Source organism: Rothia mucilaginosa ATCC 25296 (genome assembly GCF_000175615.1).
Lineage (GTDB): Bacteria > Actinomycetota > Actinomycetes > Actinomycetales > Micrococcaceae > Rothia > Rothia mucilaginosa.
Genome location: NZ_ACVO01000009.1, coordinates 56,352 through 70,279, shown reverse-complemented (window position 1 = coordinate 70,279; position 13,928 = coordinate 56,352). Strand labels below are relative to the sequence as shown.

Below are 13,928 nucleotides of genomic sequence, written 5' to 3'. Positions count from 1 at the left end.
TGTTGAGTAAACGTTAAATCTGCACTTCAAGTTTATTGCCTAGAGTGCAAATATGTGGTGAATCTAACCCCCAAATAGTTACTCCCGGTGAAACATTGCGCGTATTGTAAAAAGCATGGCTAATCTTGTTGAATCCCCCGCAAACATCGCGGACAAGCGTTCCGCCCGCAAGGCAGAGAACCGTATCGCAATCGTTGAGGCAGCAGAATCCCTCATCCTTGAGGGCGGCTACGGCGCCCTCAACGCAGAAGCACTCGCAGAACGCGCAGGCGTCTCCCGCCGCACCATCTTCAACCACTTCGCCTCCGTAGACGACGTACTGGTCACCCGCATGAACCAGTACTTCAACCGCATCTTCGAAGAATGCGACTTCACCGTCTCCGGCGAAAACGCAAGCATGGAAGCCGAAATGCTCTCCATCGCCCGCAAGGTATTCAAGAGCAACACCCTCGAAGAGTACATCGCACCCTTCGCGCACCTGCTCTACGCCCTCGAAATGGACAGCCCCGCGAAGTTCGAAGAATACTCGCACGTCATCCTCGAGCGCACCTACGACATCTTCCTCGAGCGGTACCTCGCGGCATACCCCGACCTGCCCTACCTGCGCGTGGCAGTCTTCGCCTCCAACCTCGCCGAAACCATCGGTGAAGGCGTCTACTACTACCTCACCCGCGCCGAAGAAATGACGGTCAAGGTTGCAGCAGAAGCCCCCGAAGGCACCCACCCCGAAGCACTCGCCATTGAAGCAATGCGCCAGTGTGTCCTCGAAGCACTCGACTACCTGGGTCGTCTGGTCCAGGGCGAATTCGCAAGCTAAGCCCCATAGCGTTAACGCTCAAACACTCTCGCTTCGGGCACCTCATCTGCAGGTGCCCGGGGCGGGGTATTTTTTGTCTAAAAACATGACACAGCGTTCTCCGTACAGGGCAAACCACACACCGCATTCACACGCACCCAACACCCAAACTCTTCACTCGCTCAACTTCAAAGGACTGAATCATGGCTACATGGCTCTACCGCATCGGTGAAGCTGCCGCCCGCCGGGCATGGGCTGTCATCCTCACCTGGGTACTCATCATTGCCGGTGTAGCGGGTGCCTACACCGCGTTCCACGGCAAACTCAGCAACACCTTCACCATGCCCGGAACACAGACCCAGCAGCTCTCCGACGAGCTCGCCCAACGCTTCCCCAGCGCCAACCGCGGCTCCGGCCAGATCATTCTCACCACCGGTGACGGCACCGCCCTCACCGAAGAGCAGAAGCAGGCATTCTCCGCCGCTCTGAGCGCACTGCCCAGCGAGGTGCCCTCCGTGGATGCGGTCACCGACCCGTTCACCACCACCTCCAAGCTTACAGAAGCGAAAACCCAGCTTGACGAGGCGCACGCCAAGATTGACGCCGCCCCCTCCCAGATCGAGGACGGCAAAAAGCAGCTGAATGCCGCCGCCTCGCAGCTTGAGGACGGCATGAAGCAGATTGCCGACAATGAGAAGAAGCTCGACGACTCGCAGGCACAGATTAGTGCTGGTCAGGAGCAGCTCGCCTCCGCGCAGAAGCAACTGGATGACGCGCAGGAACAGCTGAAGGACGGCTACGCCCAGGCGGAGGCGGCAGGCTCACCCGCCGCCATGATGGAGCAGCTCAACGCCCAGCAGGCGCAGCTGACCGAGCAGCAGAACGCGCTCAATCAGCAGCGCAATACCCTGACCGAGAGCCAGAAGCAGGTTGACGCGGGTCGCGCAGAAATCGCCTCCAAGAAGGATGAGCTGGCTGAGGGCAAGAAGAAGCTGGACGAGCAGCGCAACCAGCTGCAGAAGACCGAAAACGACCTGCCGGCACAGCGTGAGCAGTTGGAGCGTCAGCAGAAGCTCTACGACTTTACCGCCGGCTACCGTATGGTCTCTGAGGATCAGTCCACGGCGATTGCGACTGTCTCGTTTAAGAAGAAGATTTACGAGGTGCCGTCCGCCGAATTGCAGAAGGTCATGTCCGACATTGAGTCGGCGAACCTGCACGGGGCGACCGTCCAGTTCGACGCGAACCTGAGCGAATCCGCGCTTGGCGGCGGCTCGCACACCGGTGAGGTGGCGGGTATGGTTATCGCCTTCATCGTGCTCATGATCATGCTCGGCACCCTTGTGGCTGCCGGCCTGCCGATTCTGATGTCTCTGGTGGGCGTGGTGGTGGGTGTGCTCGGCACGCTCTCCCTGTCCTCCGTTGTTCAGATGAGCTCTACCGCCTACACCCTGGGCCTGATGCTCGGCCTGGCGGTAGGTATCGACTATTCGCTGTTCATTCTGAACCGTTACCGCACGAACCTGCTGGATGGCATGCCGAAGGTCCAGGCGATTGCTCTGGCGAACGGCACGAGCGGTAACGCCGTGATTTTTGCGGCGAGCACCGTGATTATTGCGCTCGTGGCGCTGAACGTGACCGGTATTCCCTTCCTGGGCGTGATGGGTAATGCCGCCGCGTTCTGCGTGGTTGTTGCCGCCCTGATCGCGGTCACTCTCACCCCGGCGGTGCTGTCCCTGGCGGGTACCAAGATCATGTCGAAAAAGCTGTGGGCTTCCATCGATACCCCGAAGAAGATTGCGGAACGCCGCGCGCAGGATGCCGAACGCACCGAGAAGCCGAACGGCTGGTTGCGCCTCGTGCTGGCGCGTCCGCTACTGACTCTGGTGGCCGGTACGCTGGCGCTGCTGGCGGTTGCTGCCCCCATGTCTCAGATGCGCCTGGGCCTGCCGGACGCCTCGAACTACCCCTCCGATAGCGCCGCGTACAAGTCGTACGCGCTGGTCAAGGACAAGTTCGGTGAGGGTATGAGCGCCCCGCTGGTTGCGGTCGCGCACACCCCCGCGAATATGAGTGAGGAGCAGGCTCAGCAGGCGCAGATTGATATCGCCTCTGCGGTCAAGGAGCGCGGCGGCGCGAACGTGCAGGCTGTGGTTCCCGGCGGTATGACTGATGATCGTACCCTCATGATTTTCCAGGTGATTCCTGCCCACAGTGCAAGCTCCGTGGAGACTGAAGAGCTCGTCCACGAGCTGCGAGCTGTGACCGTTCCGGTTCAGGGCTCTGAGGTGTCTCTCGGTATTGCGGGTCAGACCAGCGGCAATATTGACGTCTCCGAGGTGCTCGCGCAGAAGCTACCCCTGTACCTGGGCGTGGTGATGGGCCTGTCCTTCCTGGTGCTGATCCTGGTGTTCCGTTCGATTATGGTTCCGCTGGTTGCCTCGGTGGGCTTCCTCTTCTCGGTGCTGGCGAGCTTCGGTGCCGTGGTGTCGATTTACCAGTTGGGCTTCATGAGCTCCCTCTTTGGCGTGGACCACCCGGGTCCGGTGCTGTCCTTCTTGCCGACCCTGCTCATCGGTATTCTTTTCGGTCTTGCCATGGATTACCAGATGTTCCTGGTGACCGGCATGCGTGAAGCGTACGTGCACGGCAAGGATGCGGCGACCGCCATTGTGAGCGGTTACAACCATGCGGTGCGTGTGGTGGTGGCTGCCGCGATCATTATGATCTCGGTGTTTGGTGGCTTCATTTTTGCTGATTCGACGATGATCCGCCCGATGGGCTTTGGTTTGGCGTTCGGTGTGCTCGTGGATGCGTTCATTGTGCGCATGACGCTGACCCCGGCGATTATGGCTCTGCTGGGCGATAAGGCGTGGTGGATGCCTAAGTGGCTGAATCGCCTCACTCCGAATATGGATGTTGAGGGCGCCGCGCTGAGTGAGAAGATGAGCGAGAATATTCAGCACGAGCGTGAGTCTGCTGCTGCCGACTCGGGTAGCAAGCTCGGGTCCGAGTAAAGTATTAGTGTGCGTTTGTGCGCTACGGCGCACTCTGAAGACTAATACGAGATGAAAGGGCAGGTGCACGGTGATGAGGAATCGCGCGAGTATCCGACAGTGGATAGGAGGCGTCCTGAGCCGTGTGCCTGCCCCTTTTCTTGTCTTTTTGGGAGGCGGTACGGGTGCGCTGTGCCGCGTGTACACTCCCGGCGGCGTGCTGGTGGCGAACCTGCTGGGTTCGTTTACGCTGGGCCTGCTGACGATGGTGTGGAACGCCTACGCGCGCCGTGACGGTGAGGAGCGGATTCATTCGTTCCGTCTGCTTTTTGGTGCCGGCATGATGGGCGGCTATACGACGTATTCGTCGATTGCGGCGGTTTTGGCGCAGACGATTTTTCTGCCGTACACCATCAACTACACGTACATGATGCTGGCGGTGGCGGTGTTGCTGGTGGGTGGTTTGGTTGCCGCCGCGGCGGGCATGCTGACGGGCCGTTTTGTAGCGTCCCTCTTGGTGCCCGCTCCTGATGTTGAGGAGGGCCGCTAATGTTTTTCGCTCTGATGGTTTTCCTGTGCGGCGGTTTGGGCGCGATGACCCGCTTCTTTGTGGATAAGGCGATGTCGCCTCGCCTGCGTACGGAGTCGTCGATTATTAGCCCGGTGTTCGTGATTAACCTGGTGGGCTCGTTCCTGTACGGCCTGCTGATTATGCCGGTATCTAATCCTCGCGCGCTGGGGGTGCACTATAACGCCACGGATCAGGTGGCGTTCTGGTGCACGGTGATTACGACCGGTCTGCTGGGTGGGTTTACGACGTTCTCAACCGCCATGGTGGAGGCGCTGACCGCCCGCTCTGAGGGCAAGATGGTGAAGTTCCTGATGCTGTGGCTGGTGCAGGTTGTGGGTGCGATGGTGGCAGCTCTGGCGGGTGCGTTGCTGTTTGTGTTGCTGTTTGGTCGGTATATTGCGCCGGTGTTCCCGCCGGATGTTCTGTACTGACCGCGCCAGCTGTGGTGGTTCTCATGGTGTGTGTGGGTGTGTGTACAGCTTTTTCACAGTTTCGCCTAGGGCGAGCCATAGAGCGGTCTTTTACACTGGTGGTGAACGATATGCGGCGGGTATGAACGGTAACCCGCTATATACCACCAAGAATATATGTTAGAACAGGCATATATGCAGGTGGAGTTCATATAACTCACTCTCACAACCTAAGGAACACACGGCATGCAGGAACTGCTCAGTAAACACATGATTGGCACCTTCGCCATCGAGATTGCGGCGCTTACTGTCGCACTCTCTATCATCGGGTTCATTGGTATGCGCCTGCGCGCCAAGAAGACCGGTCGAGCGCACAGCATCCGCCAGTACTTGTTGACTGCGTCCTTTGCACTGTTCCTTGCTTCTATTCTTTCTCTGACGCTGACCCCGATTGGCTCTTCCAATAGCGTCACGAACCCCGAGCTGTACTACCCGCGTTTCTACGTGGGCTGGAGCTGGCAGCAGGCATGGGATTTGACTGCCGGTATGGGTCTGCGCCGCTTCGCAACGACCGTGTATGCGCAGCTTTTCTTCAATGTCGCCATGTTCATCCCCTTGGGCTTCTTTACTGCGGGCTGCCTGCGCTGGGGTCTGCGCGCCACGGCGCTGAGTGGCTTCGCGCTGTCGAGCTTCATTGAGTTGAGCCAGCTGACCGGTAACTGGGGTCTGGCGGGCTTCACCTACCGCACTTTCGATGTGGATGACATTGTGAATAACACTGCCGGCGCGGTTCTCGGTGCGGTCTGCATCTGGGTGGTGCGCGCGATTCAGAAGCGCCGCGCGGCTAAGCATGACCGGGCACTGGCAATGGCTACCGCCGCCGCGTAGGAGCCTCTGAAAGTCCCCATGTGCCTTCCGTGAGGTAGACGCAACGAACCCCTCATTTTCATAACCTGACCGATATTGTGCAGGTTATGAAAATGAGGGGTTCGCTGTTTTTAGATGAAACCTCGCCGGATAAATCTATTCAGATAAACCCGGCTCGATGAAACCCTAGACAGGGAAGTTCTCGGGTGGGAAGACTACTCGTCCTCGGTCAGCCGGTTCACGACGCGGGTACTGCGGTTACCCTTCACCTCTTCGGGGAGCAGAATCGGCATGGAACCGGTCGGAGTGTAGGTTGCCGCGCGTGCCGCCGCGGTAGCGTGGGTGTCCTCAAACTCGGGGATAACCTCGGCGCTGGGTGCACGGTACAGGTGGCTATTAGCCCACCACGCGAAGAGCAGAACCACAATCGCCAGAGCGCTAGAGACGAACAGCCACGGGCTGACCTGACCCTCGTAGTAGAGCTTGAAGAACGCGCCACCCATGAAACCGCCGGCAATCGGGCCGCAGATCGGAACCCACGCGTAGAACCAGCGTGAAGTGCCCTTATCGTGGATGGGCAGCAGGGCGTGCATGAGGCGCGGACCGAAGTCACGGGCGGGGTTCAGGGCGTAGCCGGTCTGACCGCCCAGGCCGATGACGAGCACGGTGACCATGAAGCCGAAGGCGAGGGGCTTGAGCACGTCGTTGAGGTTGAGGGAGAGTTCCACACCGCCGCTGATGGACGGCTTGAAGTTTACGCCGGTGTACAGTGCCGAGAAGACCAGCATGAACGTGCCGATCATTTCGGAGAGGGCGTTGGTGAAGTAGTTGTGAATAGCGGGGACGGTGCCGAAAACGCCGAGCTTAATCTTCTTGTCGGCGGTTGCTTTCCAGTGCGGCAGGTAGTTGAGGTAGACCAGTCCGGCGCCGACCATTGCGCCGAGTACCTGGGCGATGATGTAGCCGGGGACCTTCTCCCAGGAGAACTCGCCGAACGCTGCCAGGCCGATAGACACAGCGGGGTTGAGGTGGCCGCCGGAATAGGCGTGGGAGGCGTAGACGCCGAAGGTGACGGCGAAACCCCAGCCGAAGGCGATGGTGAAGAAGTTGTCGCCGTGGCCTTTGGATCGGCGAAGTTCGACGTTGGCGATGACGCCGCAGCCGATGGTGCACATGATGAGCGTGCCGAGGAATTCGGCGAGGTAGGGGCTGATGGTGTACACGGGGTGTCCTTCAGGTAGTGAACTGCGGGTGGTAAACCGGGAATCGGTCGGGTGCGCAGTGCCGAGCGTGAGGGAGGTGTGGTTTTGTGTGGGGTTATGCCGCCCGAGTGGCGTGTTTAAACCTTTGGCATCTATGGAACCCTGAATGCCCTAGAAGGGCAATACTTTTGTGTTATTTCACCCTTAGACATAAGCGGTTTTTCGGGTTTTTCGTTTAAAAATAAATGTGGCGAATGAGGGGAAAATCGGTCATAGTCCACACCTTGGACTCATTCCATAAACTCGCGGTTGAACCCATGGAGAAACTCACGAATAAACCCGCGATCAAACCAACACTCACCCCCGCCATCAGCACCCGCCCACACCACTTGCCATCAGCATAGAATGCCCGGGCACCTCACGGGGTACCCGGGCAGTTTCTGTAATTTTTATGCGGCTCTAACTGCGGCTCTTGCGAACCGCGGTGGACTGGCTGTTACGCCGCTACACGGCTACTACTTGGCGCTCGCCCAGTCGAGAATCGCCTCGAAGAAGCGCTCGCATTCGCTCAGCTGCTCCAGCTCAATCCACTCGTTCGGGGAGTGCGCCTGGGCAATATCGCCGGGACCGCAAATGATGCTCTGCACGCCGGCGCGCTGGAACTGGCCCGCCTCGGTGCCGTAGGTGACCTTCTGTGGTGCATCATTGGTGCCCAGCCACTCGTGGGCGAGGTGCACGATGGGTGCGTCGTCCTCGGTACCCAGGCCCGGCACGGCTGCGAGCAGTTCGTGCTTCACACCCACGCGAGAGGTGAGGCTACCGGGCTCTGCACCGGTCAGCTTTTCGGCGCGTGCGGCGCGCGCCTGCAGGTCGGGCAGGATGACCTCCGAAAGTTCGCGGTCAATGCGCTCCACGAAGGATTCGGTGGTCACCTGCGGCAGGGTGCGCACATCGTACTCTACGACCGCCTGCTCAGCGACGATGTTGTACTGCAGGCCGCCGGTTGCCAGGTTCACGCTGCCGGTGGAGTGGGGAATGATGAACGACTCGTCGAACGGGCCTTCTTCCTCCCACTGGTCCGCCATGTCGGTGAAGAAGGTGATGAACTCGCCTGCTGCGGCAACTGCGTTCACGCCATGGGTGGCGAGGGAGCCGTGCTTGGGCACGCCGGTGAAGGTGACGCGGCCGCGGTGTGCGCCCTTGTGCGCGTCGATAATGCGCATGCTGGAGGGCTCACCAACAATCGCGTAGTCGGGGGCGAGGTCGCGCGCCACGAACTCCTCGATAAGGGAGGGGGCACCAATGCAACCGATTTCCTCATCGTAGGAGAACGCGAAATGCAGGGGAGTGCGCAGCTTCGCCTCAGCCACGCGCGGCAGTAGCCAGAGCGCGACAGCGAGGAAACCCTTCATATCGCACACGCCGCGGCCGTAGGCGCGGGTACCCTCCACGCGCAGGGTGAACGGGTCGGCGTCCCACGCCTGACCGGCGACGGGCACGACGTCCGTGTGACCGGAGAGGATAATGCCGCCGCGGGTGGTGCCGTCAGCGGCAGGGATGGTGACCAGCAGGTTGGCGCGGGTGCCGTCCTCGTTGTAGGTGCGCACGCCGCTGTAGCCGTAGCGGGCAAATTCGGCTTCGATGAGCTCAATAAGTTCCAGGTTGGAGGTTCCGGAGATAGTGGGGAACGCGATGAGCTTTTCGAGCCAGGGGAGGGATGCGGGCTGGGTGGTCTGAGCCGTCATAACTATTCCTTCTGCAATGTAATGCTGTGCGCTGTTATGTTCAGGGTACGCCGCGGGGCGGTATTCGTCGCCTCATGGTCGTCGAATACCGCCCCGTGACCCCTGTGCGGGGTTAGATGCTGTAGTTGTTCACGTTGGAGTGGTCGCCCAGCGCGTGGAAGTTGCGCGAGTGGTAGACCAGCGGGGTGCCTTCGCAGTCGTTGCGGATGAACTCTTCAACCTGCGCGGTGAAGACGATTGCGGGGCCAGCCTCAACGCGGCTGAGCGGGGTTGCGCGCAGTACGCGGCCTACACCGTGGACGAGGGGTTCGCCGGTGGAGACGAATTCCCAGGTGCTGGTGTCTGCGAAGCGGGGGTAGTCGTGGGTTGCGAAGTTCTTCGCGAGGGTCACATTCTCAGCGTCGAGCATGTGCACGAGGAAGGAGGAAGCGGCCGCAATCTTTGCTGCGGAGCCGCTGTTTGCCTTGAGGGAGAAGGCGATGATGGGCGGTTCTGCGGCGACGGAGGTCAGCGAGGAGGCGGTGAACCCTGCGGGTTCGCCGTTTTCGTCGGTGGCGGTGATGATGGCGACGCCGGCGGGTTGGTGGCCAAAGGCGAGCTTGAACTGCTCGGAGGTGTCGGCGATGGGCGCCTGTGCTGCAATGGTTTCGGTCATGATCGACCCTTTCTTCTGCGGCTGCGTTTAGGGTTCGTCCAGATGTGTATGCATTGGGCGACCCTTTGTTAAGGGGAGATATGTTTCAGGGTAAAGCTAAAGGGTGGTGAACACCTTATTTATTGCCCTATGTTTCTTAGGTGAACCTTTCATGACGTAGGGTGTGAAATATTACGTCATATTCTTCGCCGTTTGGGGGTGTACCGGTGGTGTCCCATGGGGTTCCCGGTGAAAGGTTCCGAACGGCGGGTTGTGGGTGCTGTCCCTCTCTCTTCCGCGGGGTTTCGCGGGGGTGAAGAGGGCTCTAGGGTATCCTTGCTTGGTATGCGAAAGCGCACTGACCCCCGTATTTGAGGGGTTTTCGGGTGCGTGAACTGTGGGGAGAAGAGGGTTAATGAGCTGGTTGGCAACCATTCCGCTGCTACTTTTTGCGGTCGTGTTGGCTTTTGGTCCCGGCTATGCAATGGGCTGGGCGTTGCGTATTCCCGCACGTCTGCGCGTTTTTTATGCGCCACTACTGACTTTTGCCCTGGTGGCTGTCTCCGCGATTGTGCTGGGTAAGACCGGTATTCCGTGGAGCCTGATTTCTTTTGTGCCGGTTGCCGCCGTGCTGGTGGCTGCGGCTGCTGGTCTCATGTGGCTGGTGGGTCGCCGTTGGCCTGCCCTGGCGTCTGCCTCGTGGCCGGGTAATGATGTTCCTGTGGCGTGGCCGGTGGTGGGTGCTGTTTTAGGCGGATTCCTGGTGCTGCACATGACCGAGGACATGGTCTACGGGCCTGAGGCGTTCTCGCAGAGCCTGGATAACTCATTCCATATGAATGCAATCCGCTGGATTCAGGAGCACGGTGACGCGTCGAGCCTGACCCTGGGCGCGGTATCTGCGGCAGACCAGCAACCGGCATTTTACCCGGCGGGTTGGCATGATTTTGTGTCCCTGATTTATAGCACTATGGGTACGAGCATTGCGACTGCCACCATCGTGACCGTGTTACTGGCTGCCGGCATTTTGTGGCCCTGCTCGCTGGTAGCGTTCAGCTTGAGCATTCCGAAGCTTCGCCCCCTCCAGGCGCTTGCCATCCCTGCAATAATTGGTGGTTTTGCAGCGTTTCCCGGTCTCCTCCTGCGTTGGGGTGTGCTCTTCCCGAATCTGCTGGGTTACGCTCTGGTGCCATCATTTGTGGCACTCATGGTATGCCTGGTGCAGGTGATGATGCGCGGCGAGTACGCAGCTCTGCTTTCCCTGTGTCTTGCCGCCCTGGTGGGTGTCGCAGGTCTAGCGCTTGTGCATCCGAACGCGGTGGTGTCTGCTGTGGTCTTTGCTCTGCCGCTGGTGCTGGCCGGGGTGGCGTGGGTAGTGCGCTCGCGCGAGCTGGCCTCTCGCCAGAAGTGGGTGAGATCCGCTCTACTCGGGCTGGTAATTCTTGGGTGTGTGGGTGCCTGGTGGTTCCTGCGTCCTGGCGCATCTGCCAGCAACACGTGGGAGCCTATGCTCACCGAAGGTGAGGCGCTCTACCAGTTCCTCTTCTTGGGCCTGGAGAACGCCAATCAGTTGAGAGATACGTTCAATCCCTCGTATCTGGCCGGTTTCCTGGCCCTGTGGGGCGCGGGGTACCTGCTGTACAAGCACCGCAACCTGTGGCTGATTGCCAGCTGGGTGCTGATTGGTTACCTATGGATTGTGTCCGCCTCGGTGCCGCGCGGCGAGTTCCGCTTGTTGATGGTTGCTCCCTGGTACACGGATCATTTCCGCTTGGCGGCTCTGGTGGTATTCCCCTCGGTGATTCTGGCTGGTATCGGCTTGGGCGGCTTCGTGGAAGGTCTGCTTACCTGGGTTGCGCGCCGCGCGCCGCGCCCGGCACGATTGAAGGTTGCGACCGTCGGCATGGGCGTTGCGATGGTTCTGGTACTGGTAGTTGCTGGTCTTTCTTCGCGTGTACCCTCGGTGCAGGAGACAACTCTGGCGGTATCGCAGGAATACCGAGTGACCCCGACCTCTGTGGTGCTGAATCAGGACGAGATGAACGTCATTAACGAGATCCCGAAGATCGTGCCGAAGGGCGATGTGATCGTGAACAACCCCTGGGACGGTAGCGCCTATATTTACGCGCTGGCAGATCGTCACCTGACGGGATACCACTTCGAGTTTGAGACCTCACCCAAGTACTCGGCAATTATGCACAACCTCAAGGACGCTCGTACAAATCCGGAGGTGTGCCGCGAGGTGAACAAGTACAAGGCCCACTGGTACGTTCACCTGGAGAACCAGTTGAACTTCGGCCCAGACGCACAGAAAAACTACGACGGCCTCGTGGCTGCTATTGATACGGACGTTCTGACCCCGGTGTACTCCTCGGGGCCGATGACTCTGTATCGCATTAGCGCTTGCGATAATAACTAGTATCTGGCACTTTTGGGCTGCCTGAAGTATTGCGGGGGTGGCGTGGAGACTAGGCCACCCCCGCGGTGCTACTTCGAGCGTCGTTAAGAGAGTGCTGATAAGATGTAAAACCGGTATGCCTTTGTGCGCATACTAACTTCCGTATGCCATACACACAAGAGATAGCACCGCATGGAATCAGAGACTTTTACGCAGACCCCTCGGCCCCTCATCATTATGCCCGCGTGGAATGAAGAGGAAGTTATTGGGGGCACAATTGAAGAACTTTTCCGCATGATGCCTGAGGTCGACCTGGTAGTCGTCAATGACGGGTCCACCGACCGCACCTCTGAGATTGCGCGCGCTACCGGCGCTTTCGTGATTGATCTTCCCTACAACATGGGTATCGGTGGCGCTTTGCGCACCGGTTACAAGTATGCTCGCCAAGCCGGATATGATTGCGCGATTCAGGTTGATGCTGATGGGCAGCATGACCCGAAGGGTATCCGCACTGTGCTTGCTGGCCTGGAGGATGTCAACATCTCGATCGGTTCCCGCTTTGCTGAGGCGACGAACTATAAGGTGTCTGGTCCGCGTAAGTGGGCGATGGTGGTTCTGGCCCGTATGTTTACGATGATTTCAGGCGAGAAGTTCACCGACGCCACCTCCGGCTTCCGTGCGGCAGACCGCAAGGCGATTGAGCAGTATTGCGAGCATCTACCTGCTGAGTATCTGGGTGACTGTATCGATGCCTGCGTGATGGCGATTCGTTCTGGCTTGACTGTAAAGCAGGTGCCGGTTGAGATGCGTGAGCGTCAGGGTGGTACTCCTTCTTCAAGCCCGTGGAAGTCTGCGGTGTACCTGGTTCGTTCTTTCTTCTCGTTTGGCATGTCGATGACTCGCCAGAAAACGAATGTGGGGTCTAAGTAAATGAGTGCAAATATTTTCTTCCTTCTCATCGTGGTGGTGATGGAGGTTCTCGTTCTGGCGCAGGTACGCAACCAGAAGATGAAGGAAAAGTACGCCGCACTGTGGCTTATCGTTGGCGTCATCATGATTGTGTTGGCGCTTTTCCCGAAGCTTTTGGATGCCCTCTCGCGTCTGGTGGGTATTGAGACCCCGGTCAACCTGCTGTTCCTACTGGCGATTATTATGCTGATGGGTATCAGTCTGCATTTGACTCTGGCTATCTCGAAGATTACGGATGATATGCGTACCCTCGCTGAAGAAGTTGCGATTATGAAGGCTCTTCAGCGTCAGCCGCAGGGCGCTTCCCGCGCTACGGAGCGAGAGCAGAAGAAACCCTAAAGCCCCTGATTTTTATACGTCTCTACACGTTTGAGCTTGGAGTAATACCTCATGACCGTTGATATTCTGTTCCCCTACTACGGCGACGTTGCCATGATGAAGCAGGCTGTGCTGTCTGTGGTCGGTCAGACCAACCCGGACTGGCGCCTGATTGTTATTGATGACGGCTACCCGGACGACTCGATTCCCGGCTGGTTCGAGTCGCTCAAGGATGAGCGCATCACCTACATGCGTAACGAGAAGAACTTGGGCGCGAACGGTAATTACCGCAAGTGCTTGACCTTCGTAGAGAATGACCTGGTCACCGTCATGGGTGCTGATGATGTCATGCTCCCCAACTATGTGCAGTGGCTGGTGGATTCGGCGGCGAAGCACCCTGAGGCATCCATTTTCCAGCCCGGCGTGGTCGTGATTGATGAGAACAACGGCCTGTCGAACACTCTGGTGGAGCAGACTAAGGCGTTCTACCGTCCCAAGGGTGAGGCTGTTCTGCAGGGTGAGGAGCTGGCTACCTCCCTGCTGCGCGGCGCGTGGTTCTACTTCCCGTCCTTGGGTTGGCGTAAGGACGCCATCGTGGGCACCGGCTTCCGTGAGGGCCTGAACGTTGTGCAGGATATGGCGCTGATTCTGGACATTACGATGCGTGGCGGCTCCCTGTACTACGATCCGCAGGTTGCGTTCATGTACCGTCGTCACGGTGGTTCTGACTCGTCCTGGCGTGCCCTGGAGGGTACCCGCTTTGATGAGGAGCGCCGCTACATGAACACCATTGCTGATGAGATGACTGCCCTGGGTTGGACGAAGGCTGCCCGCGTGGCCCGTATCCGTTTCTCCTCGCGTGCTCACGCGCTGACTCTGCTGCCGAAGGCGGCCCTGGCGAAGAAGTGGCAGGGTGTTAAGAACCTTGCCGAGCATGTGGTGAAGTAAACCTATATTTGTGTGCGGTGCGTCGTACATCCTGCGGTGGATGTGCGGCGCATCTGCGTATGTAATGATGGTTT

12 protein-coding genes are annotated in these 13,928 nt (G+C 59.0%); 9 read left to right on the top strand and 3 right to left on the bottom strand.

The genetic code is table 11. The annotated features are described in order from the left end of the window. Positions 1-115 precede the first annotated feature (115 nt). From ROTMU0001_RS02610 to ROTMU0001_RS02590, 5 genes are all read left to right on the top strand, one after another. Positions 116-817, top strand: coding sequence for a TetR/AcrR family transcriptional regulator (locus tag ROTMU0001_RS02610; RefSeq protein WP_005507988.1), 702 nt, complete (start codon positions 116-118; stop codon positions 815-817). A gap of 182 nt (positions 818-999) precedes the next feature. Continuing rightward, a complete protein-coding gene (locus tag ROTMU0001_RS02605; protein WP_005507987.1) occupies positions 1,000-3,813 on the top strand; it encodes an MMPL family transporter in 2,814 nt (937 codons plus the stop codon). 124 nt (positions 3,814-3,937) lie between these two features. Further along, entirely contained in the window at positions 3,938-4,342 is a 405-nt protein-coding gene (locus tag ROTMU0001_RS02600) for a fluoride efflux transporter FluC (RefSeq protein WP_005507986.1), read from the top strand. After that, the gene (locus tag ROTMU0001_RS02595; RefSeq protein WP_005507985.1) at positions 4,342-4,794 is read left to right on the top strand and encodes a fluoride efflux transporter FluC; all 453 of its coding nucleotides are present in this window, start codon (positions 4,342-4,344) and stop codon (positions 4,792-4,794) included. The genes ROTMU0001_RS02600 and ROTMU0001_RS02595 overlap by 1 nt, the downstream gene beginning before the upstream one ends. Positions 4,795-5,019: 225 nt before the next feature. Further along, positions 5,020-5,661, top strand: coding sequence for a VanZ family protein (locus ROTMU0001_RS02590; protein WP_005507984.1), 642 nt, complete (start codon positions 5,020-5,022; stop codon positions 5,659-5,661). A gap of 194 nt (positions 5,662-5,855) precedes the next feature. On the opposite strand, the gene ROTMU0001_RS02585 is transcribed toward ROTMU0001_RS02590, so the two are convergent. The 3 genes from ROTMU0001_RS02585 to ROTMU0001_RS02575 all read right to left on the bottom strand — a co-directional run bounded on the left by ROTMU0001_RS02585 (position 5,856) and on the right by ROTMU0001_RS02575 (position 9,242). Next, a complete protein-coding gene (locus ROTMU0001_RS02585) occupies positions 5,856-6,863 on the bottom strand; it encodes an MIP/aquaporin family protein (RefSeq protein ID WP_005507983.1) in 1,008 nt (335 codons plus the stop codon). 494 nt (positions 6,864-7,357) lie between these two features. Then, entirely contained in the window at positions 7,358-8,587 is a 1,230-nt protein-coding gene (argE, locus tag ROTMU0001_RS02580; protein WP_005507982.1) for an acetylornithine deacetylase, read from the bottom strand. A gap of 112 nt (positions 8,588-8,699) precedes the next feature. Next, positions 8,700-9,242 carry a flavin reductase family protein gene (locus ROTMU0001_RS02575; RefSeq protein WP_005507981.1) on the bottom strand — a complete coding sequence of 181 codons (543 nt, stop codon included), beginning with the start codon at positions 9,240-9,242 and terminating at the stop codon, positions 8,700-8,702. Positions 9,243-9,636: 394 nt separating this feature from the next. Here ROTMU0001_RS02575 and ROTMU0001_RS02570 point away from each other — a divergent pair, with 394 nt between their 5' ends. From ROTMU0001_RS02570 to ROTMU0001_RS02555, 4 genes are all read left to right on the top strand, one after another. Further along, positions 9,637-11,640, top strand: a complete 2,004-nt coding sequence (locus tag ROTMU0001_RS02570) for a DUF6541 family protein (protein WP_005507979.1) — start codon at positions 9,637-9,639, stop codon at positions 11,638-11,640. 171 nt (positions 11,641-11,811) lie between these two features. Continuing rightward, on the top strand, positions 11,812-12,549 hold the full coding sequence (locus tag ROTMU0001_RS02565; RefSeq protein ID WP_005507977.1) for a glycosyltransferase family 2 protein: 738 nt from the start codon (positions 11,812-11,814) through the stop codon (positions 12,547-12,549). Next, positions 12,550-12,927, top strand: coding sequence for a DUF2304 domain-containing protein (locus tag ROTMU0001_RS02560; protein WP_005507976.1), 378 nt, complete (start codon positions 12,550-12,552; stop codon positions 12,925-12,927). It begins immediately after the preceding gene. Positions 12,928-12,978: 51 nt separating this feature from the next. Continuing rightward, positions 12,979-13,854, top strand: a complete 876-nt coding sequence (locus ROTMU0001_RS02555) for a glycosyltransferase family 2 protein (protein WP_005507975.1) — start codon at positions 12,979-12,981, stop codon at positions 13,852-13,854. Positions 13,855-13,928 lie beyond the last annotated feature (74 nt).